Source organism: Arthrobacter sp. MDT2-34-1, assembly GCF_059091365.1.
Genome location: NZ_JBNHGO010000003.1, coordinates 331,590 through 355,320, shown reverse-complemented (window position 1 = coordinate 355,320; position 23,731 = coordinate 331,590). Strand labels below are relative to the sequence as shown.

Here is a 23,731-nt window from a genome sequence, read left to right as displayed (position 1 = left end):
TCCCGTGCTACTTGGTGAGCGTGGAAACTATGGCGTCGACGTACTGGGTCATCGACGCGGGACCGCCGAACAGCCAGATGCCGTCCTCCAGCCTGTGGACCTCGCCGGCCTTTACGAACGGCAGCGACTTCCAGACGGCATTGTCGGCCAGTTCGTCGGTGAAGTCACCCTCGACGCTGTTGGTGATGTAGACAAAGCTGTGCGCGTCAACCGTGGTCAGCCCCTCAACGTCGGTGGAGGCCAGGCCGTAGGCGGCATCTCCTTCGAGATCCCAGGGAGAGACCAGACCCAATCCGGTGTTGATGTCGGCCAGCAACGAACCTTCGACGAAGGGCCGGATCGAGACTTGGCCGTCGGCCACCCAGCCGTCGGCGAAAGCGACCCGGGAGCCGGCAAGCCCTGCTTCTTCCAGTGCGGCTTTGCCATCCGCCATGGCGGCGTCGAACTCGGCGATGGCGTCGTCGGCCTTCGCTTCGGTGGCTGTGGCCTCGGCGATCAGCCGAAGGTTGTCCTTGGCCTGATCGATCTGGCGGCTGGCGTCGGCGGACTTAACCACCACCACCGGGGCCAGCTCTTCCAGCTGGGAAACGACGTTCTCGGCCAGGTCGGTGGTGGCGACAATCAGGTCCGCGTCCAGCGAGGCGATCGTGTCGAAGCTTGGTTCACCGCGGGTGCCGATGTCAGTTACCGTGTCGTCCAGCGGAGCGGCATTCACCCAGGCGCCATAGCCCTTGACGTCGGCGACTCCGACCGGCATCACGCCCAGGGTGACCAGGTTTTCAACCACGTTCCACTCGGTGCCGACCACGCGGGTGGCCGGTCCTGAGAGCTCCACGTCTACGCCGCGCGAGTCGGTGACCGTGAGGCTGCCGCCGCTGCCGGCGGCTGCGGGTTCGGCAGGCTCTTCGGTGGTGCCACAGCCGGTGAGCAACAATGCCACGGCGCCGAGGGCCGCCAGGGCCTTATGGATCTTCATGGACGGATGGTCCTTTCGTGTTGGTCATGCGTTTGGTCGGTGTGCCGCCCCACGGCCCGGGTGCGCAGCCGCCCGGTCAGCGGGTCGGCATGGGTGACAATGGGGATGGAGTAAACCCTGCTGAGCAGCTCCGCGTCCAGCGCCTCGTGGGCCGGGCCGGCGGCTGCGATGCGGCCTTCCGAGAGCACCACGACGTGGTCGGCGAGCGCGGCGGCCTCGTCGAGATCGTGCAGTACCAGGCCGATCGCTACGCCGTGGACACGGGCCAGGTCAAAGACCAGATCGAGGATCTCCACTTTGTAGCGCAGGTCCAGGTGATTGGTGGGCTCGTCCAGCAGCAGCACGGCAGCATCCTGCGCCAGGCAGCTGGCCAGCCACACGCGTTGCAACTGGCCGCCGGACAGTTCCTGGACGCCCCGGTCCGCCAGATCCGTGATACCCGTGAGCAGCATCGCCCGTTCGACTGCGACGGGCCCCTCAGGATCGGCGGCCCTCCAGCGTCCGCGGTACGGGTGGCGTCCGAATTCCACCACCTCGCGGACGCTTAGTCCATGCGGAACCGGCCGGCTCTGCGACAGGAGAGTCACGTGTCTGGAAAATTCGCTGCGTTTCATCATGAGCGCATCGGTTGGGGCTCCGTCGTCGGGCTGCACGGCGATCGTTCCGGCAGACACTGCGTGCAGCCGCGCGAGCGCCCGCAGCAGGGTTGATTTTCCGCTGCCGTTCGGCCCCACGAGTGCGATGATCCGCCCTGGCTCCAACTGAAGGCCGGCACCGTGGACAACGTCCTTGTTTCCATAGCGCAGCACCAAGTCGCGTGCGTGGAGTCCTGCTCGTGTTGGTTGGATCACGCGGAACAGATTAGCTAAGGCTTACCTAATTAACCTAATGCGGCCGCAATGTTGCGGCGCCCCTCGGTCCCCCGGAACACCCATTGCCGCCGCGGCCCGGCCCCGAGTAGGCTCGCGCTTGTCTCCAGCACCCACCCTTTGAACAGGAGCCAGCCATGCCCAAGCCCACCCTCGCACCCGGTGCACCCTGCTGGGTGGACCTGATGACCTCCGATCCGGAGCGGGCCAAGCAGTTCTACACGGAGCTTTTCGGCTGGACTTATGAGACCGGCGACCAGGAGAAGTACGGCGGCTACATCATGGCCTTCAAGGACGGCCATGCCGTTGCGGGCATCATGCAGAGCCAGCAGGCCGACACCCCGGACACGTGGACCACCTACCTGCGCGTGGACGACATCGACACCACCGCCAGCATCGCCGCGGCCCACGGCGGCCAGGTCTACGTAGAGCCGATGGAGGTTCCCGAACAAGGCAAGATGGGCATGCTCGCCGATCCCGGAGGGGCCGCCGTCGGCCTCTGGGAGTTCGCCGGGCATACCGGCTACGAGCTGGCCGCCGAACCTGGCGCCCCCGCCTGGCACGAACTCTTCACCCGCGACTACCCCGCCACCGTGAAGTTCTACCAGGACGTGTTCGGCTGGGACACCGACGTCATGAGCGACACCGACGAGTTCCGCTACACCACGCTTGGCTCCGGCGACACCGCGGCGGCCGGGATCATGGACGCCGGCGCCTGGCTGCCCGAGGGCGTCCCGGCGCACTGGCGCATCTACTTCGCCGTCGAGAACGCCGACACGGCCGTCGACAAGGCCACCGCCCTGGGCGGGAGCGTGGTCCAGCCCGCCGAAGACACGTCCTTCGGCCGCGTCGCCGCCCTGACCGACCCGACCGGCGCCATGTTCCTCGTGGTCCAGGAGTTGCCGCACTAATAGCCTGCGGGATTGCGGGCGGGCACATCAGGGGGCGTCGCCCCCGCCCCTGCCGGCCCGCCCTGCCGTCAGCCGAGCCGCGGGGTCCGGGGCGGCTCGGTGCGGCGGGCGCCGGTCGCCTCGAAGGCGGCCGCCACGGCCAACAGGGCGTTGTCGTCGTAGGCTCGCCCCGCGAAGGTGAGCCCCACGGGCATGCCGATGTCCGCCGTCGTGCCCATGGGCACGGTGACGGTGGGAATGCCGAGGTGGCGCGGGACGAGGTTCCCGTTGGCCACCCAGACGCCGTTGCGCCAGCCAAGGTCTGCCGAAGCCTGGTTGACGTCCATGTCCGCGGGGCCGATGTCCGCCACCGCCGGGAAGACGACGGCGTCCAGCGCATGGTGGTCCAGCCATGCTTCCAGATCCACCCGGCGGGTTTCCTCGAGTCCCCGCAGCCCCTCCTCCAGATGGGGGATGTCGGTGAACGAGGCAACGCCGTGTTCGCGCACGTGCGCCGGATAGGCGGCGATGTCGTCGAAATCGTCGTAGGGGTCCGGCAGGGCTCCGGGCGGGTGCGGAAAAATCTTCGACCCGTCCACGTCGGCCAGGGTCCGAAACGCCAGGTCCCCGTTGGCGGCGAGGAAGTCATCCCACGCCCACGCGGAGAGATCCAGGATCTCCCGCCGCAGGTACTCCGGGCTGACCAGGCCGCGGGTGCCGATCTTCGGGGCACCGGGCCGGTCGCCTTCGTAGTTGGAAACGACCGGGAAATCGACGGGAACCACCTCGGCCCCCGCCGCCTCGAGGTCTCGGCGGGCAGCTTCCCACAGCTCGATGACGGAGGCCCGGGTCTCGATCCGCTGCCCGGTGGGACCGCCGATGCCGGGGTCCTCGCTGGTGCCGGCATCGGGGTCGGCGTTGATGTACATGCGGGGCACGCCAAACCGTTTTCCCTGCAGCGCGTCCCGTGCCTGCTGCAGTCCGCTGGGCGCCAGGGCCGGGTAGGAGGCGGGCCGGACCGACGAGGCGGCGGGGAGGTGCACCCAGGGCTGCAGGCGCCAGAAGTCGCCGCGAACCTCGGGGTCGTCCGCCACGATCACGTCCAGCACTTCCAGCAGGTCGGCCATGGTCCGGGTGTGCGGCACTACCACGTCCATGGTGGGAACCAGCGGCCAGTTGCCCCGGACCGAGATGACGCCGCGCGACGGGGTGTAGGCACACAAAGCGTTGTTGGACGCGGGGGCCCTGCCGCTGGACCAGGTCTCCTCGCCGAGGCCGAAGGCGGCGAAACTTGCCGCGGTCGCGGTTCCGGAGCCGTTGGATGAGCCGGAGCCGAAGGCGGCCGTCAGGAAGTCGGCGTTGTAGGGGCTTTCGGCGCGCCCGTAGAGGCCGCGCTGCATGCCCCCATTGGCCATCGGCGGCATGTTGGTGAGGCCCAGGAGCACCGCCCCTGCCGCGCGCAGCCGTTCGATGGCGAACGCGTCCCGCCTGGCGACCAGATGCTCGAAGGCGGGCGAGCCCGCGGCGGCGGTGAGGCCTTCCGCCAGATAGCTGTCCTTGGCCGTATAGGGGATGCCGTCCAGCGGTCCCAGGGTTTCTCGGCGCGAACGCCTCCGGTCCGAAGCGCGGGCGTCCGCGAGCGCCTCGGGATTCATGACGACGACGGCGTTCAGCCGGATGCCGCCGTGGTCGTAGGCGGCGATGCGTTCCAGGTAGGCGTTCGTGAGTTCCTCGCTGGTCGCCTGCCCCGTGTGCAGCGCCTCGCGCAGCTGGGCAATCGAGGCCTCGACCACGTCGAACCGGCTCATGCTGCCGCCTTCGCGCCGAGCTTGGGTTGCTGCTGCGTGATGCAGTGGATCCCGCCGCCGCGGGCCAGTATCGGCCGCGCGTCCACCGTGACCACGCGGCGGCCGGGGTAGGCCTCGGCCAGGATTTCGGCCGCCAGCGCATCGGCGCGCTCCTCGCCGTAGCCGCAGGCGATGACGCCGCCATTGACCACCAGGTGGTTGACGTAGCTCCAGTCGACGAAACCCTCCTCGTCCTTCAGGGTGTCCGGGGCGGGCAGTTCGACGATGTCGAACGGCTTGCCCGCCGCATCGACCTGAGTCTCAAAGAAGGACCGCAGGGACCGGCTGACGTCGAAGTCGGGGTGTGCGGGGTCGTTTTGCATGTGCAGCAGGATTCGTCCCGGCGAGGGAAGGGCGGCCACCATGTCTATGTGCCCGCGCGTGCCCAGGTCCTCGTAGTCACGGGTCAGGCCCCGGGGGACCCACACTGTATGCGTGGCGCCCAGCGTGCGGGCCAGTTCCGCTTCCACCCGCCCCTTGTCCGCATACGGATTCCGATCGGGATCGAGCTGCACGGTTTCGGTCACCAGCACGGTGCCCTCGCCGTCAACGTGGATGGCGCCGCCTTCGTTCACCAGCAGGGAGGTGACGAGTTCGGCGCCTGCCTGCGCGGCAACAAAGCTTCCGATGCCGCGGCTCTTCTCCCACTCGGCCCAAGCCGGCGCGCCCCAGCCATTGAAGGTCCAGTCCACCGCTCCCAGGACGTCCGGCCGTTCGTCGTCGACCACGAAGGTGGGGCCGATGTCACGCATCCAGAACTCATCCAGCGGCGCCTCGAGCCGGTCGATACCGCCATCCAGCATGCGGCCGGCGCGCTCCCGCTCCGTCGGGTCGACCACCATGGCAACCGGTTCGAACTCCGCGACGGCATGCGCGACCGCGACCCAGGCGCCGTACGCTTCCTCGGCCGACGCCGCATCCGCGCCCAGCGTCAGGCCGGCCCGCGGGAACGCCATCCAGGTGCGCTCATGGGGATCGGTTTCCGCCGGCATTCTCCAAGCCACAGAGGCCTCCGTCTCGTGAGGAACAGGAAGGGCCGCCCGGCCCGCTTGTTGATCGCTTGATCAATAATGCAGCGAAGTTACTCTAGACTGTTCTGTGATGTCAAGCACACCCAAACGCACCCCGCGCAAGGCGCCCGCCGAACGCGCCGCGGAACTCGCCGAAGCGGCCCGGGCCATCGGGCTCGAGCAGGGCCTTGCCGCGATCACCCTGCGCAACGTGGCGGGCAGGGCCGGTGTGGCCCCGGGCTTGGTGGCGCACTACCACCCCACCGTCGACGTCCTCGTGGCCGGCGCCTTCACCTCCATCGTGGCCGCCGAAATCGATGAGGTGTCGGCCATGGTGGCGGAGAGGCCCACGCCCCGGCAGGGCCTCGGCCTGCTGCTTGACACGCTCCTGGACGACCGCCGGCTGGATGTGACGGCGGTATGGGTGGAAGCGTGGTCCTTGGGCCGCCGGAACGAGGCGCTGGCAGTCAGCGTGCGCGCGCAGATGGACGCGTGGCAGGCGGTGATCCGGGAGCTGCTCGAGGCGGGCGTTGCCGCCGGCGAATTCACCACGCCGGACGCGGAAACCGTGGCCTGGCAGGTTCTGGGCATGATCGACGGGCTGAATGCCCAGGGGCTGGTGCGCTGGAACGGGGTAAGCGACCGGCACACCCACCTCGCCCGCGCCGTGGAAGTGATGGTCGGAGCGGCGCCGTCGTCGCTGCTGCCCCACGCGGCGCCCGTCACGGACACGTGACCCGCGGACGCATGCCGGGGTATGGGACGACGGCGGAGGCTCGCCTCAACCGGTGAGCGGCCGCCGTCGTTCCGGGGTTACTCGTCCTGATTGATTCGGATCATGTTGCCCGAAGGGTCGCGGACGGCGCAGTCGCGCGGTCCCCACGGCTGGTCCATGGGCTCCTGCAGGACCTCCGCCCCGATGGACACCAGCCGTTCGAAGGCGGCGTCCAGGTCATCGGTGCTGAAGACCAGCATGGGCAGTACGCCCTTGACCAGCAGCTCCTGGAGCTGGTCGCCGTCGGCCTGCGAGCGCCCGGCGTGGGGAGCGGACAGCACCAGCTCCAGCCCGGGCTGGTCGGGGCTGCCCATGGTGATCCAGTGGAAGCCGTCGTTGGCGACGTCGTTGCGGACTTCCAGCCCCAGGCCGTCCCGGTAGAACGGGATGGATTCCGCGGGGTCATTGACCGTGATGTTGCAGTACTGAAGTGAAATGCTCATGCACCCAACCTACGCAGGGGCCGGGGCGGCCGCTTCTTCGATCCTGCTCGATCTCGGGTTCACGGGCCGGGTCAGCAGCTTCGCGATGCAGGGCGGCATCGCCTCGGCCGCCGGATGCTCCCGGGCCCGATAAGCGCTGGGGGTTTCGCCCACCAGCTGGGTGAACCGGGTGCTGAACGATCCCAGCGAGGTGCTGCCCACCTCCATGCACGCGTACGTGACGCTCGCCCCGGAGCGCAGCAGCGCCATCGCGCGCTCAATCCGGCGGGTCATCAGGTAGTTGTAGGGCGTCTCCCCGTAGGCCGCCTTGAACCGGCGCGAAAAATGCGCCGGCGACATCAGCGCCTTCGCCGCCATCGTCGGCACATCGAGAGGCCGGGCAAAGTCCCGGTCGATCAGGTCCCGCGCCCGGCGCAGATGCGCCAGGTTGACCAGTTCCTCAGGGGTCACACGTCGAGGTTATCCCCTGCCCGGAGCGACGGGTAGCCGTGCGGGGCGGCGGCAGGCGGCCGCCGCGCGGTTTCCCGGACCCCGGATGCAGCCGTGGCGGGTCGTTGGACGTCGCGGCCGGCAACTATGGGGTGGCAGTCCGCGATCCGCCCCTGAACTCTGGTGCAATCCCGGGACCCACCGCTAGCGTCTCATTACCGGCAGTTCCCTCGAGCCGCCGATCCCTTCAGCGCAGCCGCCTGAGCCGGCTGCGCTGAAGCATGAATCGCTCAACCTTTGGAGGACATGCAGTGACGCACCAGCCCAAAAGCAGCACCAGCCACGGTTCGACCAAGCCCCGGCGCTACCGCAGCCTGGCCGCGGCGGCGGCCCTCGCCGTCGTCATTCCCTTTAGCGCCGCAACCCCTGTTCTTGCGGATGCCAACTTCCCCTCCACCGAGGGCAACACCAATACCGCCAGCATCCTGACCTATGACGACCTCGTGAAGGAACTGCGGAAGCTGGAAAAGAACAGCCGCTTCGGCGTGGACGCCTTCACGCTGGAGGAGGCCGGCACGCAGGTCAACAAGTCCGAGCAGGGCCGCGACCTCTGGGTGGCCACCGTCGGCACCGGCGCCGAGCATGTGTGGATCCAGGGCCGCATCCACGGCAACGAACCCTACGGCACCGAGTCGATCCTGTCGCTGCTGAAGGACCTGGGCACCAACGGTTCGGCGGACTATCAGCTGCTGCGCGAGAAGTTCACCTTCCACTTCATCCCGATGTACAACCCGGACGGTTCAGAGGCGAACATCCGCCACACCGTGCTCTGGGACCAGGCCGCCGATCTGCCGGAGTTCGGCGCCAACGGGCGGGAACAGCGGATCGACCTGAACCGGGACTGGACGCCCACCGGATTCGTGGCCAACGAGTCGCTGGCCTTCTACGAGTACTGGACCGATGTGAAGCCGGCCTACGGGATCGACATCCACCACCAGGGCCTGAAGAAGGAGTGGGGCACCGGCGACGACGTCACGCTGTCGTTGGGCATCTCGCTCGCCCCGGGCGGACCGACCCTGCCGGGGATCAAAGACGGGGCCTACGACGAACTGACCCGCCAGATGCACGTCCACGTCTACGACGAACTCTCCCAGTACGGTTCCATCAATATGGACCGCTACCAGGTGGGCAACGGCCTTGAGATCGACATCAAGGGCGGCGTGGTCTCGGCCATGATGCTGGGCCTGGACTATCAGGGAATGAACCCGGAGGGCCACTCCAACCCCGTGGTCTTCTTCGAAACGTCCGGCAACACGTCCGACGGCAGCCTCGGCCAGAAGGCGAGGGGCAAGAGCGTCAGGCAGAATCTGCTCGCCATGAAGGAACTGCTCCTGGGCCTGGCCACCGGCGAAGTCCAGCAGGAGGACGCGGACCGCTGGGAGGAGATCCCGCATCAGCCGGTCACCGGCTACAACACCGACTACGCCGGGACCATCCCGGTCCCGTAGCCGGCCTTGCCAGCAGTGGCGCGGCGCTTTCCCGCGCCGCGCCACTGCGCCACCAACGACGGCGGTGCGGGGTACACCATCGGGCCTCAGTCCCGACCAGAGGCGGGCGCCGCCCTCGCGCCTTCCGCCCATTGCATAGTGACCACGGTTTGCGCCACGCTGATCTCGTGGCACAACCCCGGGACGGCGAACCGCCGGCATACGGCGCGGGCCCCGAAAGCTCCGCGGAACATTCCGAACAGCCGGAGCGCAATTCCGCCATGTTGGCCCGGGAGTCCAGCGAGTTTGACCGCGGCATCGGCTTTTACGACGTGATCTACGGTTTTGCCATCACGCTGCTGATCACCAACCTGGATGCTCCTTCGCCGGAGGCATGGCAAGACCTCCGGTCGCTGGCAGGCTCCGGCCTGGTGCATCAGCTTGCCGGTTTCGTCCTGAGTTTCGTGGTGATCGCCGTGTTCTGGCGGATGAACCTCCGCCTGATACAACGGCTCTCGGCGCTGGATTCCGCAACGACGACGGCGAACCTGGTGGCTGCCTCCTTCGTCATCCTGATTCCGTTCACCACGCAGGGCATCAGCGACCCCGAAACCTCGTCCCTGGAACTGTCGACCGTGCTGTACGCAGCCAACCTTGCCCTCGCTGCCTTGGCGCAGCTGGCCATGTTCGAGATCGCCCGCAGGAACCGCCTCGAGATCGAGCCGATGAACCGCAGGCAGCATCGGGCGTTCGTGCTCGATTCCCTCGTCCCGCCGCTGGTCTTCGCGATATCGATCCCGGTGGCCTTCGCCGCCGGCGGGACGGCGGGAAAGCTCACCTGGGCCTCGCTCATCGTGCTGGGACCGCTTTCGGGCAGGCTCGCCGCCCGGGAAAGCCGGCGGCCAACGGCTGATTCACGGCAGAAGGAGCGCCGGTGACCAGGAATTCCTCCACGGGCTGCCGGAACCCGCCGGCCCTCGGGCAGTGAGCGGGAGGCAGGAGCGCTCCTTAAAAGAGCGGAGGGACGGACGGGCTTATGCCCGTCCGTCCCTCCCGGCTTTCTTCGCTGTGACGAACGGGCCGGCTACGCCTCCACGATGATGACCGTGACCACGGGCTTGCGCCGCAGCGCCCGGTCGGACCAGCGGATCAGGGCCTGCGCGATCGCCTTCTCGGCGTCCGGGCCGGTCTTGTCGCCGCGCATTTGCATCAGCGTCTTCTCCACGATGCCGGTGGCCTTCTCCAACTGCTCGACCGCCGGGGCGAAGCCGACCGGGAAGAACTCCGGGTCTTCCTCCAGCCGCCCGGTGTCCGGGTTGACGATCAGCAGCGCGGTGACTGCGCCGTCTTCGGCCAGCCGGAGCCGGTCCTGCAGGGAGGCTTCGGTGGCCGCGCCGGCCACCATGTTCTCCACGTAGACGTAGTCGGCTGCGATCTGGCCGGAAACCCGGGCCACGCCGTCCTTCAGGTCGATGGTGGTGCCGTCTTCCACGATCAGCGCGCGCTTCGGGTCCACGCCGGTACGAACGGCCAGTTCGGCATTGGCCTTCAGGTGGCGGTGCTCGCCGTGGACGGGCAGCACGTTCTTCGGGCGGACCAGGTTGTAGCAGTACACCAGCTCGCCGGCCGAGGCGTGGCCGGAGACGTGCACCTTCGCGTTGCCCTTGTGCACCACGTTGGCGCCGCGCTTGGTCAGGTCGTTGATCAGCCGGTAGATGGAGGATTCGTTGCCCGGCACCAGCGAGGACGCCAGCAGCACGGTGTCGCCTTCGGTCAGGTCGATCATGTGGTCGCCGCCGGCCATGCGGGCCAGCGCAGCCATCGGCTCGCCCTGGGAGCCGGTGCAGATCAGCACGGCCTTGGTGGGCGGCAGCTTCTCCAGTTCCTTGAAGTCCACGAGCACCCCGCGCGGGATGTTCAGGTAGCCGAGCTCGCGCGCCGTCGTCATGTTGCGCACCATGGACCGGCCCACGAAGGCGACCTTGCGGCCGTACTTGTGTGCCACGTCGATGACCTGCTGGATGCGGTGCACGTGGCTGGCGAAACTGGAGACGATCACGCGGCGCGGGGCGGTGCGCATGACCGTATCGATGGCCGGCACCAGATCGGCCTCGGCAGCGAGGAAACCGGGGACTTCGGCGTTGGTGGAATCCGGCAGGAACAGGTCCACGCCCTCGTCGCCCAGCCGCGCGAACCCGGCCAGGTCGGTGATCCGGCGGTCCAGCGGGAACTGGTCCATCTTGAAGTCGCCGGTTGCCAGCACCAGCCCCGCCCCGGTCCGGATGGCCACGGCCAGTCCGTCCGGAATGGAGTGGTTGACGGCCAGGAATTCCAGGTCGAACGGACCGAACTTCTTCCGGTCGCCCTCCTTGACCTGCACCATCTTGGCGTTCAGGCGGTGTTCCTGCAGCTTGGTCTTCACGAAGGCCAGCGTCAGCTTCGCGGAGATCACGGGGATGTCGGCGCGTTCCTTCAACAGGTACGGCACGCCGCCAATGTGATCCTCGTGCCCGTGGGTGAGGACAATGCCGACGACGTCGTTGAGGCGTTCGCGGATGTAGGAGAAGTCGGGCAGGATCAGGTCCACGCCCGGGTGCTGCTCCTCGGGGAACAAGACGCCGCAGTCCACGATCAGCAGCTTGCCGCCGAACTCGAACACCGTCATGTTCCGGCCGATCTCGCCCAGTCCGCCCAAGGGGACTATGCGCAAGGCGTCCTTGGCGAGTTTCGGAGGAGTTTGCAACGGCTTGGTGTTCATGGATTCCGATCTGTGGTGCGGTGTGTTGCCGGGCATCAACGCCCGAAGCCGGAGTTGCCGGCACTGAAGTCTTGGGTGGCCGATGCGCCCGAGGCGCTTCGACGGCCTTCCGCGCAGCGGGTGCGGACGGAAAGCATACTTCTCCCGACTTTACCATCGTTGACGCTTCGCTTCTTCAGTTCCGACCCGAGACTACTGGCACCGCAAAGTGCTTTGCGTCTTGCATTTATCGTGCATCGTCCTCGGGGGACCTTGGTTCCCCCGCGATGCTGGATGCAACGCATCTGAGCAGATTCGAAAGCCGTCCTAATTTCGGCGGATTTAGCAGTCATCCGAACTGGAACTCAGTATCCTTCCCGTGATCGGGTCAGGCGTTCCACAGTGCAGCGTCGACATCACCGTGACGCCATTGCCTCATATCAGCAGCAGAACGAATGACTGCCTGCACGTGGTCATACTGCAGATTCGAAATGCCAGCCGACCGCATGTGGCGACGAATGCGTACATCTATTGCTGTCCCTGAATCGATCCCCGCGAGAATGTCCAAGTAGTCCACCGTTTTCGGGCCCACATGATCGACTTCACGCAGGGCTGCGCGAAGTACCTGACGTTGAGGAGCATCCGAGAGCTGAGCACGAAGATCTTCAACCGTGTCGATTTGGAATCCGTCACTTTCAAGAACCTTGACGATTTCTTCAATCTGGGTCAGACGTTCCTGCCCCCTCCACCGAATTACACCCGAGAGCCCGCCCTGATCCAGGTGTCGGCGGAAGCCGGAAGTCGTCTCCGCATCGGGCCACGCAGCAATAAGGGCCTGCACGCGCGGTAGAACTGTGCTCTTGTACTTCTGCCGTCGTTGGAGAACAGCGTCAACCACGATCGCCCCCATATGGGACCAACCACGGGTGATTTTTGTGGATCCGGCAATTCCGTTTGAATCCATGTATGCGAGAAGCTTTTCTGCGTCCAGTGTGATCATGCCTGAATACTGCCATGCCAGTCCGTCGGTTTCGTGTACCACTTCCTTGGGAGAATTCTGCGCCCGCACGACGGCGCCTTGCACCGTAACGACCAGCGGCAGTGAAGAACCGGCACCGATCACTTCGGCTAGGGTGACTGGGGGATTCTCCGTTGCCGCCCACACGACCCGAAGGAGCCAGCCACGGTCCGCGCATTCGCCTCCCGGCCGGCATTGCCGTGGGTGCTTCTGGGCATCGCCATCCTGGCCTTAAGCCTGCGTGCACCGATCATCGCGCCCACCGCCGTCGTCGGGGACATCCGCGCCGACACCGGGCTGTCGGCCGCGGGCGCGGGTTTGCTCACGGGGCTGCCGGTGCTGCTCTTCGCGCTGGCCACTCCCCTGGCCACCCAGACGATCCGGCGCTGGGGTCCGGAAGCCACGGTGGTGCTGTGCCTGGCCGGCGTCCTGGCCGGCACCGTGATCCGATCCCTCGGCCCGGTACCGGTGGTGCTGACAGGGACGGTAATCATCGGCGCGGCGCTCACGCTCGGCAACATCGTGGTTCCGGTGCTGATTCGCCGCGACGTGCCCTGGAACCGCGTTTCCGCTGCCACCGGCGTCTACTCGGCCACGATGAACGTCGGCTCCATGGCGACCTTGCTGGGCACCGCACCGCTCGCCGCGCTCGTCGGCTGGCGGTGGGCACTGGCGGCCTGGGGCGTGTTGGCCATCCTCGGCCTCGCCTACTGGCTGCCGACGGCGCGACGGCGGCGCGCGGCTTTGGCAGCCGGGCCGGACCGCGCGTTCGCTGAACCGCCCGCCAATACCGCCGCAGCCAGACCCTCTGGCACCGGTGGATCCGGAACGGCGTCGCTGCCGCGCCCGAAGACCGGCGGCGGGCGGCCCAACAGGTGGATCATCTGGTTGCTGACCCTGGCCTTCTGCGGCCAGTCCGCCGCCTACTACGGAACGACCACCTGGCTGCCCCTGCTGCTGTCCGAAGTCCGGGGCATGTCCATCGCCGCCTCCGGAGCCACGGCCTCGCTCTTCCAGGTGGCCGCCATTGTCGGCGCTTTCGGGGTGCCGCTCGTGGCAGCACGAACCCGGCTCTGGGTGCCGACGGCAGGCATCGCCGTCTTGTGGATGACCCTCCCCCTCGGCCTGCTCCTGGCACCCGACGCCTACATTCTCTGGTCCATCACGGGAGGGATCGCCCAGGGCGGCGGGTTCACAGCCATCTTTTCGGTCATCCCGCGCGTGGCCCGCAACGACAATGAAGCGGCCTCCGCGTCCGCTCGGATCCAGACGGGCGGATATCTGGCCGCGACCTGCGCTCCGCCGGTGGCCGGATGGCTGAACACGGTGACCGGCGGCTGGACCGCTCCCCTGCTTCTTGTCCTCGCGTGCACGGTGGCGTTCGCCGCGGGCGGGCTGTCGGCCGTGCGGGCGTCCGAGCGGCAGTAGGCCGCGGGCCGGCCGCTGGCGGTGCGGGCGTCCGAGCGGCAGTAGGCCGCGGGCCGGCCGCTGGCCGTGCGGGTGTCCGAGCGGTAGTAGGCCGCGGAATTATTCGGGCCGGCGACCGCCCTGGAGCTGCCTCTACGCTGGTGGTTTCGCGATGATGAAACGTATAATTTTGCTGCTGTCGTCGTTCGGCGAGGCCGAATTGGGGTAGTTGGGGGAAGCAGATGCAGCACCGGGCAGAGGGACTGTCAAGGGACGCGTCTCCCGGGGCGCAAACCGGGCCCGGGCAGCCGGGCGTCAAGCGGTCACCCAGCGGGAGGATCCCGCAATGGGCGTTGGACGAGGCACTGGGAACCTCTTCCCCGCCCCGGCCCGCCGAGGGGCCCGCTGCCGGCTGGCCGACGCCGGCAAGAAAGTCCCGCCCGCGTTCCGTGCAGCGGGGTGTTTCCCCGCGCCGCGCCGGCCGCCTGTCGACCGGGCTGGCCCTCGCCTTCATCATCGCCCTGTGCTTCGCCCCGGGCGTGTTCAGCCGACACGTCATGCCGGCGATAGCCCCCTACCTTCCCGGCGCGGACATTCCGCCCCGCGGCGTCGAAGCTGCCGACAACCCCCTGGGCCGGCCGCCCGCCGTCGCGGAGTCGGACGCCTACGAGTTGTACGCAACACCGCCGGAGTTGCCGCAGCCCTTCCTCGCCTATGACCCCTGCCGCCCCATCCACTACGTGGTCCGTCCGGACAATGCGCCGCCGGGGGGCGACACGATCATTCAGGAAGCCATCGCTGAGGTTTCCGCGGCCAGCGGACTGCGGTTCGCTTACGACGGACCTACTGACGAGGCCTTCGCCGAGGAAGGCCGCGAACGCTTTCAGCCGGAACGGTACGGCAAGCGGTGGGCGCCGGTGCTGATCACGTGGTCGGATCCAGACGAAGTGTCCCGGCTGGCCGGAGATATAGCCGGGCTCGGCGGCAGCTCCTCGGTCGGCGCACGGGGAACGCCGCACGTTCTCGTCGCCGGCCAGATCACCTTGGATGCGCCGTCGCTCCGGAACGTCCTCACGTATCCCGACGGTCGGGAGCACGTGCGCGCCGTCATCATCCACGAGCTCGGCCACGTGTTGGGGCTGGCGCATGTGGATGATCCGGAGCAACTGATGTATGCCGGGGCAAACGACGTGACTGCACTGGCCGACGGCGACCGGGCGGGCCTGGCGCTGCTGGGCACCGGGCCGTGCGTGCCGGAAGTGTAGCCCGGCGGCATAATCGGGACTGCTGGTCTGTCCGGAACGCTGGGACAACGAGGACCGGCCCAGGCAGGCTAGGAGGCAGTCCGAATGCAGGAGAAGCTGTGGAGCAGAAATTTCGTGCTGGCCATCGGCGCGAATCTGTTCATCTACATCGTCTTCTACCTGCTGATGACGTCCATGGCGCTCTACGCGGCCCAGCGGTTCCTGGCCTCCGACGCCGGGGCCGGCTTTGCGTCCAGCGCCTTCATTTTGGGGGCGCTCGTCTCGCGGTTCTTTGCCGGGCCGCTGATCGACAACGCGGGACGGCGGCGGATGCTGCTGATCAGCCTGGCCGCCTTCGTCGCGGCTTCCCTCTTGTACATCCCGGCGGACTCCCTCACCTCGTTGGTGGTCCTGCGGCTGGCCCACGGTGTGGCCTTCGGCCTCGCCAACACCGCCGTCACGGCCGGTGCGCAGGCGCTGATTCCGCCCGCCCGCCGCAGCGAAGGCACCGGCTACTTCGCCGTGTCCACCACGCTGGCCACCGCCCTCGGGCCGCTGCTGGCCGTGGTGCTGGTTGTTGACGGCAGTTACGAGGTCGCGTTCCTCTTTTGTGCGGCATGTTCGGTCGCGGCGTTGGCGGTGACCCTGATCCTGAAACTGCCGGAAGCGCCGGCGGCGCCCACCGCCGTCGTCAATCAGCGCGGTCCGGGCGGCGAGCCAACAAGGGAGCGCCGGTCGCCCGCGGTCCTGCTCGGAAAGGTGTTCGCGCCCGAGGTCCTGCCGATCACCACCGTGCTGCTGGTGAGCGGGCTGGCGTTTTCCGGCATCCTCTCGTTCCTCACCTCGTATACCGCTGCCGCGGGTGCAGCGGATGCGGCGGCGCTGTTCTTTATGGTGTTTGCCGCCGCGGTGCTGGTGTCGCGGGTGACCACCGGCAGGGTCCAAGACCGCCGCGGCGACAACGTGGTGCTGTATCCCGCGCTGGTGCTGTTCGCCGCCGGCCTGGCGCTGCTGGCGCTCGGGCCGGACACCTGGATAGTCGTCGCCTCCGCGGTGCTCAGCGGACTCGGGTTCGGGACCCTGCTGCCCGGAACGCAGGCCATTACCGTCCGGCTGGTTGCGGAGCGGAGGTTCGGCACCGCCCTGGCCACCTACTACCTGATGCTGGACATCGGCACCGGCTTCGGCCCGGTGCTGCTGGGCCTGCTGGTGCCGCTGACCGGCTTCGACGGAATGTACGGCTGGCTTGGCCTGCTCATGCTCGCCTGCATCCCGCTGTACTACCTGGTACACGGCCGGACAGCCAGCCGCGCGGCCGCCTGAGCCGCAGGCCCCACGCCTATTGTCGCGACGGCAATTACCTCACAGTGTTATGCCTTTTTGATCGGCCGCATCGCGCCTACCGTAGTTAATGGAGCCGCCCAACCCGGGGCTGTCCCAGGATGGAAGGAAGTGCCATGACTGTGACTTCACACGTCAGCGACTGCTCAGTGACCAACTGTTCCTTCAACGATCACAGCGAATGCAATGCGGCCGCCATCACCGTGGCCGGCGGCGAGAACCATGCCGCCTGTGCCACCTTTATCGACACCGGAGTGCACGGCGGGCTGCCCAAGGTGCTGGCCAGCGTCGGCGCCTGCCAGCGGACCGAGTGCACCCACAACGACCACCTCATGTGCCAGGCGCCCGAAGTTCACGTGGGTCCCGGCGCGGACAACGCGGACTGCCTCACCTACGCGCACCGGTAACGCGCGGCCCGCCCTCTTCATAGACCACGGCCGCCGTCACCAGGTCCTCCCAGGCCATGCCGACGCCGGTGTAGAGGCAGCACGTGCGCGGGCGCCGGACCAGCTTGCCCTGCACCAAATCACGCAGGTTCGGCGGCTGGATCTGCCGCCATTCCTCCACGCTTCGGGCCGGGATCAGGTCCCCGCTCTCCCGCCAGGACGACGCCCGGCCTTCCACCACCACGTCGCTGCGCAGCACCAGCGCCGCGTCGACCTCCCGGGCGTCCAAACCGTGCTGCCCGACCGACGCGATGATCGCCCCGTCCTTGGGCAGCTTGCCGTCGAACAGCGGCTCCGGCGAGGATGTCACGCAAAGTACGACGTCGGCGCCCGCCACGGCAGCGTCCGGCGCACCGGTTGCGTCGGCCACCTCTATTCCCTCCGCGGCCAGCACGGCGATCAGGTTCGAGATGCGTTGCGGACGCTGGCCGACGACCGCGAAGCCCGCGTTCGGAAATACGGATTTGGCGGCGCGGATGTGGTTCAGCGCTTGTATCCCCGCGCCGAAGACCAGCACCTGCGGGGCATCTCCAAAGCCCTCGCCGTCCGGTGCCGCCGCCGCAATGTTCTTCACGGCCGCCAGGGTTGTCGCCGGAGTGCGGATGGCCGTGAGCTCGGCGCCTTCCATCGTCGCCAGCGGGGCCAGCGTCTCGGCGTCGAACAGGACGTAGATGCCCTGGATCTTCTCCAGCCCGCGGGCCGGATTCCTCGGTGCGATTGTCGCCACCTTCACCCCGCTGTAGCGGCCGCCGCCCTCGGTCGGCATCAGCAGAAACTCCCCGTCCGGCGCGGGGCTGAACAACCGGGGACTGTCCAGTTCCGGATCAACGCCGGACAGCAGCCCCTCCTCGATGGCGCGCACCGCGCGACTGAAGGGGACGGCGGCACGCACGGCATCGGCGTCGTAATAAGGGATGGTCACAGAAAGTCCTCTCGCAGCATCTGGAGTCCGTTGCTGGCCGGATTCTACGGTCAACATCCGCCGGTTTCAGTTTTCGTGACCCTCGTCACTTCACGTGGGCCGCCCCGGCGGGCGGCGATTCCGCAATTCCGCCCTTCTGTCCCCACGACACCCAAGTCGCGCGGCGACAGCGCAATTTACGCCCTCCTGTCCCCAGAACACCCCAGTCGGGCGGCAAGAGAACCACACCGCCGGACCCGGAGGGCCACCCGCCGATAGCGGCGTTACTTGTTAGCTGCGTCATGTTTGCCGTACAGTATCTGCAACCGAACGGTTATTCAGTTATAGAACCCGGTGTTCGGATATAGAACACTGGCGACGGCCGCAGATGCAATAGAAGTGAGGACACCCGTGCAGTTTCACCACCACGGTTACGTATCCGGAGACCCGCGCGTCAAGCCGGCAGCCGGCGTAGGCATCGACCGCCCCGAGGAGCTTCCCGACGAGGTCGATGTGCTCATCGTGGGCTCGGGTCCCGCCGGCATGCTCGCGGCCGCGCAGCTGGCCCAGTTCCCGAACATCACCACGCGGCTGGTGGAGCGCCGGGAGGGACGGCTGGTCCTCGGCCAGGCCGACGGCATCCAGGCCCGCAGCGTGGAGACCTTCCAGGCCTTTGGCTTCGCCGAGCGCATCACCGCCGAGGCGTTCTGGCTCACGGAAATGAACTTCTGGCGCCCCGGCACCGAAAACCCCAAGCACATTGTCCGCGGCGGCCGCGCCGTCGACGACGAGATGGGCATCAGCGAGTTCCCGCACCTGATCGTCAACCAGGCGCGCGTGCTCGACTACTTCGCCGAGGTCGCGGCCAACTCGCCCACCCGCCTGACGCCTGACTACGGCTGGGAATTCAAGACCCTCGAGGTTGCCGACGAGGGCGACTACCCGGTGAAGGTGACGCTGATCCGCAGCGCCGGCCCGGACGCCGGCTCGGAGCGCATCGTCAACGCCAAGTACGTGGTGGGTTGCGACGGCGCCCGCAGCAAGGTCCGCGCCGCGATCGGCAGCACCCTGGCCGGCGACAGCGCCAACCATGCCTGGGGCGTCATGGACGTGCTGGCCCAGACCGACTTCCCGGACATCCGCACCAAGTGCGCCATCCAGTCGCACGACGGCGGGTCCATCCTGCTGATCCCGCGTGAGGGCGGCTACCTGTTCCGCATGTACGTGGACCTCGGCGTGGTGCCCGACGACGACAACGGCAAGATCCGCCAGACCTCGATCGAGCAGATCATCGCCAAGGCCAACGAGATCATGACCCCGTACACGGTGGACGTGCGCAGCGTCGCCTGGCACAGCGTGTACGAGGTGGGCCACCGCCTCACCGATCGGTTCGACGACCTGCTGCCCGAGGACGTCGGCACCCGCACTCCGCGTGTCTTCATCACCGGCGACGCCTGCCACACGCACAGCGCCAAGGCCGGCCAGGGCATGAACGTCTCCATGCAGGACGGCTTCAACATCGCCTGGAAGCTGGGCCACGTGCTGGAGGGCCGCAGCCCGGAGAGCCTGCTCTCCACCTACTCCGCCGAGCGCCAGGTGGTGGCGAAGGACCTCATCGACTTCGACAAGGAATGGTCGACGATGATGGCCAAGAAGCCCGAGGAGTTCGCCGATCCCACGGAGCTCGAGGACTTCTACGTCCGCACCGCCGAATTCCCGGCCGGCTTCATGACCGAGTACGCCCAGTCGATCCTGACAGGCGCGCGCAGCCACCAGGACCTGGCCACCGGCTTCCCCGTCGGCAAGCGCTTCAAGTCGGCCAAGGTCTCCCGCGTCTGCGACACCAACCCGCTGCACCTGGGCCACCTGGCCGAGGCCGACGGGCGCTGGCGCATCTATGTCTTCGCCGACCAGGCGCACGCCGGCGAGTCCGCGGCCGTTGCCAACCTGTCGGAGTGGCTGGTGACCGCACCGGATTCCCCGCTCGCCGCCCGGCCGGAGGGCGCTGACCTCGACGCCTGGTTCGATGTGAAGGTGATCTACCAGCAGCATCACGAGGAGGTGGACATCAACGCCGTACCCGCCGTGTTCAAGCCCGAGGTGGGCCCGTTCCAGCTGACCAACCTCGAGAAGGTCTTCGGCACCGCCAAGGATGAGGACATCTTCGATGCCCGCGGCATCTCCCGCGACGGCGCCATCGTGGTGGTCCGGCCGGACCAGTACGTGGCGGACGTGCTGCCGCTGTCCGCGACCGCGGAGCTGGCCGAGTTCTTCGCGCCCCTGCTGAAGGCCCGCGAGCCGCAGCACTGATTTACCCTTCAGAAGGACGACGGCGGCGCGAAAGTGCCGCCGTCGTCCTTTTCTTGCGGACAGATCACCACCGTAGGCCCCGCGTTGCCCATGGTGCGGGGATGAGGAGATGGGATATGAAACGGGCCGTTATCGCCGCGGCTGCGCTTGGCCTGATGCTGACTGCCTGCGCGCCAGCCCAGGGGACTACCTCCGCGGGGGAGGCCACGGACGCCGAATTCCTCGCTGGCTTCGGGCTCGACGATATGGACGCGGTTGGCATCATCGACCACCTCGACCGGCTGGACACTGTCGAGCTGCCCACCGACTTGATGGCATCTGCCCGGCAGGGCGATCTACTGCTCACCGACGGCCAAAACGAGGTAACGCTGGACCTGCCGGAGGACAGTTCCTACATCTCAGTCGCCCCGTACCTGAACCAGACCCACGACTGCTTCTACCACAGCCTGACGACCTGCCTTGGCGAACTGGGCAACAAGGACATGAGCGTCAAGATCACTGACGACACCACCGGGGAGACGCTGGTGGATGAGCAGATTGAAACCTTCAGCAACGGTTTCGCAGGTTTCTGGGTTCCCGGCGACATCCACGGCACCATCGAAGTGAGTTACGACGGGCACACCGGCTCGGCCGATTTCTCGACGACCGATGACAGCGCCACCTGCATCACGGGTCTCCGGCTGACCTAAGGACGCCCGGATTTTGCCGCCTCGCGCCGGTAGCAAGCGTTGGCCTGCCTGCTGGCCAGTTCGTTGGCCCAGATGGGCGCGTACGGGGACGCGCAGTTCGGGGTTCAGCGCCCCAGCCGGCGCTGACCGCCACCGGATCAGCGGGGGTGGTCCCCGGGTCCCCACGCCTCAACTCTCCGGCTGCAACAGGTTCTCGCAACACCCGACTAGTTCCCCGACGAGGTCCGCGGGTGCGTCCTCGGCCGACAACGCCATGAGCTTCCGGGAAAGCTGCAGCTCGGGCACCTGCACGGCAGTCAGTCCGCTTGGCCGTGCGCCCATCGCCAGTTGCGGCACCATAGCTGCCCCATGGCCGGCGGCGACCAGCCGCAGCGTCGCGTGGAAGTCGTCACTGGAAGCCACGATACGCGGGTGCAGGCCGGCGTTGGCCAGCACTGCGTCCACTACGTTCGCGTCGCTGGAACCGCGCAGGTGGATGATCCAGGGCATCGCGCCCAGCGCATTGACGTCCATCCGCTGGTCTTCCCGGTAGCCCGCCGCGGCGGGAATAACGACGCGGAACGGGTCCTCCCCCAGCCAATGCCGGGTCACCCCCTGGGGCAGGACCAGCCCGGATTCGCCCACCTGGTACACAAGGGCCGCATCCAGCTCCCCACCGACTCGAACTCCCGGCACGACGGCGCTCGGTTCCCCGATAGAAATTTTCAATTGCGCACCCAGCTCCCGCCACTGCACTGATTCCAGGACGTCCCCCAAGATGAACGTCGCGGCCGAGGGGAATGCCCCGATGCGCAACTCGCGTACCGCATCTCCGCTGGCGGCGGCCCCCGCGGCCAACAACCCGTCGACGTCGCGCAACAGCTTCAGCGCATGTTGGCCCACTGCATGCGCGGCCTGCGTGGGCTGCACGCTGCGTGCGCTGCGCACGAACAACCGCGTGCCCATGTCCTTCTCCAGTGCCGACATCTGCTGGGACACCGCCGAGGCCGTGTATCCCAGCCGATTGCCGGCCGCCGTGAAGGAACCGAGCCGCAGCACTTCCACGAGGGTGCGCAGGTGGATCAGGTTGAGCATTAGCGTTCCTTGAACTGAGTTCGTCGAATCACCGCTGTGTTGTACGTCATAGTTTGCTACATCGTCGCCTAGAGTGTTGCGAACGGGACGAAGAAGTTCCGCAAGACACGCTTGGGCATGCCGCTTTCGGCGCTAGCATGCCGCAAAGGATTAGGAATGCTTGAGCAACGCCTCTACGTCAATGCCACGTTCTACACCCAATGGGCCGGGCTTCCCCGGGCCACCGCGCTGCTGACCCGGGGCGAACGCATCCTCGCCATCGGCACACCCGAGGAAATGCGCACCCACGCCACCGGTACATACGAAACCATCGACCTCGGTGGCACCACAGTGGTTCCGGGCCTGACCGACGCCCATATCCACACCGCGAACTACGCCCGCGAAATTGCCGCCCTGGACCTTCGCGGCGCCACCAGCCTCGAGGACGCCCTGGACAGGGTGAGGAACTACGCGGAGGCGCTGCCGGCATCGGCCTGGGTCTTCGGCGGACGCTGGGACTTCAACGCCTGGGATGTGCCGGTTCAACCGGACCGCCAAGCGCTGGATGCCGCCACAGGTGGCAGGCCCGCCGCATTGCCAAGCATCGACGGGCACACGGTTTGGGCCAACACCTCGGCATTGGCGGCCGTCGGCATCGACGCCTCCACGCCGGATCCGGTGGGTGGTGAAATCGTCCGCGACGGCGACGGCCATCCCACCGGCATCCTGCGCGAGACGGCCCATGCCCAGCTGAGCGACATCATGCACAGCGCCGAGGCCGGGGACCTCGAGGCACAGCTTGCCGAGGCCCAGCACCGCCTGCTAGCCGTCGGGCTCACCGGCATCCACGACTTCGATGGCGAGGACTGCCTGCATGCATACCGGTCTCTGCGCGAGAGCGGCAACCTCCATTTGCGCGTACATAAGGCAATCCCGCGCATCGCCTTGGACCAAGCGATCGACGAAGGGCGGGCCACCGGCAACGGCGACGCCTGGCTGAGCACCGGTCCGGTAAAGCTTTTTTCCGACGGCGCCTTGGGTTCCCACACCTGTCACATGAACCAGCCCTTCCCCGGCGAGGACGGGAACACTGGCATCGAGGTCATCCCCTATCTCGACCTGCTCGCACTGGTTCGCCGGGCCGCCGGCGCCGGAATCGCGGTCGCTACTCACGCCATCGGGGACCGCGCCAACCAGCTGGTGCTGGATGCCTATCAGGACCTGGTCCGCAACCCGCTCGATGTCTCCCCCAACATCACGGGCCACACCGAACGAGCAGCCAGCCGATTGCGGCACCGGATCGAACACACGCAGCATTTACGCCCCGCGGACGTGCAACGCGTGGCGCGCCTCGGCGTCGTTCCCTCCATGCAGCCCACCCACTGCACGTCCGACATCCCGCTGGCCTCCACCCTGCTCGTTGGCCGCGAACTGGCCTCTTACGCGTGGCGCTCGCTGATCGACGCCGGCGCACTTCCCGCCTTCGGCTCCGACGCGCCCGTGGAATTGCCCGACCCTTTACACGGGATTCATGCCGCCGCGACCCGGCAGAACCGTGACAACGAGCCCGTCGGCGGCTGGCAGCCCGGCGAGCGGGTAAGCGTCGCCGAGGCGATCGCCGGCTACACCACCGGCGCCGCGCATGCCTCCGGCGAAGAGGCGACCAAGGGCCGGCTGCGCCCAGGAATGCTGGCCGACTTCACGGCCCTCGGGGCCGACCCCTACGCCGTCGGTCCCGCCGAGCTACGCGACAGTCCGGTCATGGCTACCGCCGTTGGGGGATCCCTCCGGTACCGGAGGGACCTGTAACCGCTCCGCCCGCTACACACCTCCAGCACACAATCCGCTCCAACCATCCG

Annotated in this window: 21 protein-coding genes; 11 read left to right on the top strand and 10 right to left on the bottom strand. The window is 67.6% G+C overall.

The genetic code is table 11. The features are described from left to right. Positions 1 to 7: 7 nt before the first annotated feature. Positions 8 to 976: an ABC transporter substrate-binding protein gene (locus AC5RVV_RS14960; protein ID WP_494002181.1), complete on the bottom strand. Its 969-nt coding sequence runs from the start codon at positions 974 to 976 to the stop codon at positions 8 to 10. Continuing rightward, positions 973 to 1,827, bottom strand: a complete 855-nt coding sequence (locus tag AC5RVV_RS14955) for an ABC transporter ATP-binding protein (protein WP_494002180.1) — start codon at positions 1,825 to 1,827, stop codon at positions 973 to 975. Before AC5RVV_RS14955 ends, AC5RVV_RS14960 begins: the two co-directional genes overlap by 4 nt. Before the next feature lie 155 nt (positions 1,828 to 1,982). Between AC5RVV_RS14955 and AC5RVV_RS14950 the strand changes: the two genes are divergently transcribed. Next, on the top strand, positions 1,983 to 2,756 hold the full coding sequence (locus AC5RVV_RS14950) for a VOC family protein (RefSeq protein ID WP_494002179.1): 774 nt from the start codon (positions 1,983 to 1,985) through the stop codon (positions 2,754 to 2,756). A 68-nt stretch (positions 2,757 to 2,824) separates the two neighbouring features. Here AC5RVV_RS14950 and AC5RVV_RS14945 read toward each other — a convergent pair whose 3' ends face one another. Both AC5RVV_RS14945 and AC5RVV_RS14940 read right to left on the bottom strand, forming a co-directional pair. Beyond that, positions 2,825 to 4,543 carry an amidase gene (locus AC5RVV_RS14945; RefSeq protein WP_494002178.1) on the bottom strand — a complete coding sequence of 573 codons (1,719 nt, stop codon included), beginning with the start codon at positions 4,541 to 4,543 and terminating at the stop codon, positions 2,825 to 2,827. Beyond that, positions 4,540 to 5,586, bottom strand: a complete 1,047-nt coding sequence (locus tag AC5RVV_RS14940; RefSeq protein ID WP_494002177.1) for an agmatine deiminase family protein — start codon at positions 5,584 to 5,586, stop codon at positions 4,540 to 4,542. The genes AC5RVV_RS14945 and AC5RVV_RS14940 overlap by 4 nt, the downstream gene beginning before the upstream one ends. A 97-nt stretch (positions 5,587 to 5,683) precedes the next feature. Here AC5RVV_RS14940 and AC5RVV_RS14935 point away from each other — a divergent pair, with 97 nt between their 5' ends. Further along, positions 5,684 to 6,328 carry a TetR/AcrR family transcriptional regulator gene (locus AC5RVV_RS14935; RefSeq protein WP_494002176.1) on the top strand — a complete coding sequence of 215 codons (645 nt, stop codon included), beginning with the start codon at positions 5,684 to 5,686 and terminating at the stop codon, positions 6,326 to 6,328. Between the two features lie 77 nt (positions 6,329 to 6,405). Here the strand turns inward: AC5RVV_RS14935 and AC5RVV_RS14930 are convergent, their stop codons facing one another. Both AC5RVV_RS14930 and AC5RVV_RS14925 read right to left on the bottom strand, forming a co-directional pair. Then, positions 6,406 to 6,810, bottom strand: a complete 405-nt coding sequence (locus AC5RVV_RS14930) for a VOC family protein (protein ID WP_494002175.1) — start codon at positions 6,808 to 6,810, stop codon at positions 6,406 to 6,408. Between the two features lie 9 nt (positions 6,811 to 6,819). Beyond that, positions 6,820 to 7,260, bottom strand: a complete 441-nt coding sequence (locus AC5RVV_RS14925) for a helix-turn-helix domain-containing protein (protein ID WP_494002174.1) — start codon at positions 7,258 to 7,260, stop codon at positions 6,820 to 6,822. A 290-nt stretch (positions 7,261 to 7,550) separates the two neighbouring features. On the opposite strand from AC5RVV_RS14925, the gene AC5RVV_RS14920 reads away from it, so the two are divergent. After that, entirely contained in the window at positions 7,551 to 8,747 is a 1,197-nt protein-coding gene (locus tag AC5RVV_RS14920) for a M14 family zinc carboxypeptidase (protein ID WP_494002173.1), read from the top strand. Positions 8,748 to 8,914: 167 nt separating this feature from the next. Beyond that, positions 8,915 to 9,664, top strand: a complete 750-nt coding sequence (locus tag AC5RVV_RS14915; RefSeq protein ID WP_494002172.1) for a TMEM175 family protein — start codon at positions 8,915 to 8,917, stop codon at positions 9,662 to 9,664. A gap of 146 nt (positions 9,665 to 9,810) precedes the next feature. Here the strand turns inward: AC5RVV_RS14915 and AC5RVV_RS14910 are convergent, their stop codons facing one another. Beyond that, complete coding sequence (locus tag AC5RVV_RS14910) at positions 9,811 to 11,484, bottom strand: ribonuclease J (protein ID WP_494002171.1); 1,674 nt, start codon at positions 11,482 to 11,484, stop codon at positions 9,811 to 9,813. Positions 11,485 to 11,851: 367 nt separating this feature from the next. Continuing rightward, positions 11,852 to 12,586, bottom strand: coding sequence for a DUF8548 family protein (locus tag AC5RVV_RS14905; RefSeq protein ID WP_494002170.1), 735 nt, complete (start codon positions 12,584 to 12,586; stop codon positions 11,852 to 11,854). 90 nt (positions 12,587 to 12,676) lie between these two features. On the opposite strand from AC5RVV_RS14905, the gene AC5RVV_RS14900 reads away from it, so the two are divergent. From AC5RVV_RS14900 to AC5RVV_RS14885, 4 genes are all read left to right on the top strand, one after another. Then, positions 12,677 to 13,909 carry an MFS transporter gene (locus tag AC5RVV_RS14900; protein WP_494002169.1) on the top strand — a complete coding sequence of 411 codons (1,233 nt, stop codon included), beginning with the start codon at positions 12,677 to 12,679 and terminating at the stop codon, positions 13,907 to 13,909. A 428-nt stretch (positions 13,910 to 14,337) separates the two neighbouring features. Next, positions 14,338 to 15,153, top strand: a complete 816-nt coding sequence (locus AC5RVV_RS14895; protein ID WP_494002168.1) for a matrixin family metalloprotease — start codon at positions 14,338 to 14,340, stop codon at positions 15,151 to 15,153. 84 nt (positions 15,154 to 15,237) lie between these two features. Continuing rightward, positions 15,238 to 16,455, top strand: a complete 1,218-nt coding sequence (locus AC5RVV_RS14890; RefSeq protein ID WP_494002167.1) for an MFS transporter — start codon at positions 15,238 to 15,240, stop codon at positions 16,453 to 16,455. 140 nt (positions 16,456 to 16,595) lie between these two features. After that, positions 16,596 to 16,880, top strand: a complete 285-nt coding sequence (locus tag AC5RVV_RS14885; protein WP_494002346.1) for a DUF1540 domain-containing protein — start codon at positions 16,596 to 16,598, stop codon at positions 16,878 to 16,880. On the opposite strand, the gene AC5RVV_RS14880 is transcribed toward AC5RVV_RS14885, so the two are convergent. Beyond that, positions 16,861 to 17,841 carry an ornithine cyclodeaminase family protein gene (locus tag AC5RVV_RS14880; RefSeq protein WP_494002166.1) on the bottom strand — a complete coding sequence of 327 codons (981 nt, stop codon included), beginning with the start codon at positions 17,839 to 17,841 and terminating at the stop codon, positions 16,861 to 16,863. The genes AC5RVV_RS14885 and AC5RVV_RS14880 overlap by 20 nt on opposite strands. Positions 17,842 to 18,231: 390 nt before the next feature. On the opposite strand from AC5RVV_RS14880, the gene AC5RVV_RS14875 reads away from it, so the two are divergent. After that, positions 18,232 to 20,130: an FAD-binding monooxygenase gene (locus AC5RVV_RS14875; RefSeq protein WP_494002165.1), complete on the top strand. Its 1,899-nt coding sequence runs from the start codon at positions 18,232 to 18,234 to the stop codon at positions 20,128 to 20,130. Positions 20,131 to 20,246: 116 nt separating this feature from the next. After that, positions 20,247 to 20,819 (top strand): CueP family metal-binding protein, encoded by a 573-nt coding sequence (locus tag AC5RVV_RS14870; protein ID WP_494002164.1) that lies wholly within the window; start codon positions 20,247 to 20,249, stop codon positions 20,817 to 20,819. A gap of 168 nt (positions 20,820 to 20,987) precedes the next feature. Here the strand turns inward: AC5RVV_RS14870 and AC5RVV_RS14865 are convergent, their stop codons facing one another. Continuing rightward, a complete protein-coding gene (locus AC5RVV_RS14865) occupies positions 20,988 to 21,893 on the bottom strand; it encodes a LysR family transcriptional regulator (RefSeq protein WP_494002163.1) in 906 nt (301 codons plus the stop codon). Positions 21,894 to 22,049: 156 nt separating this feature from the next. Here AC5RVV_RS14865 and AC5RVV_RS14860 point away from each other — a divergent pair, with 156 nt between their 5' ends. Then, entirely contained in the window at positions 22,050 to 23,681 is a 1,632-nt protein-coding gene (locus AC5RVV_RS14860; RefSeq protein WP_494002162.1) for an amidohydrolase, read from the top strand. The last annotated feature ends 50 nt before the right edge of the window (positions 23,682 to 23,731 follow it).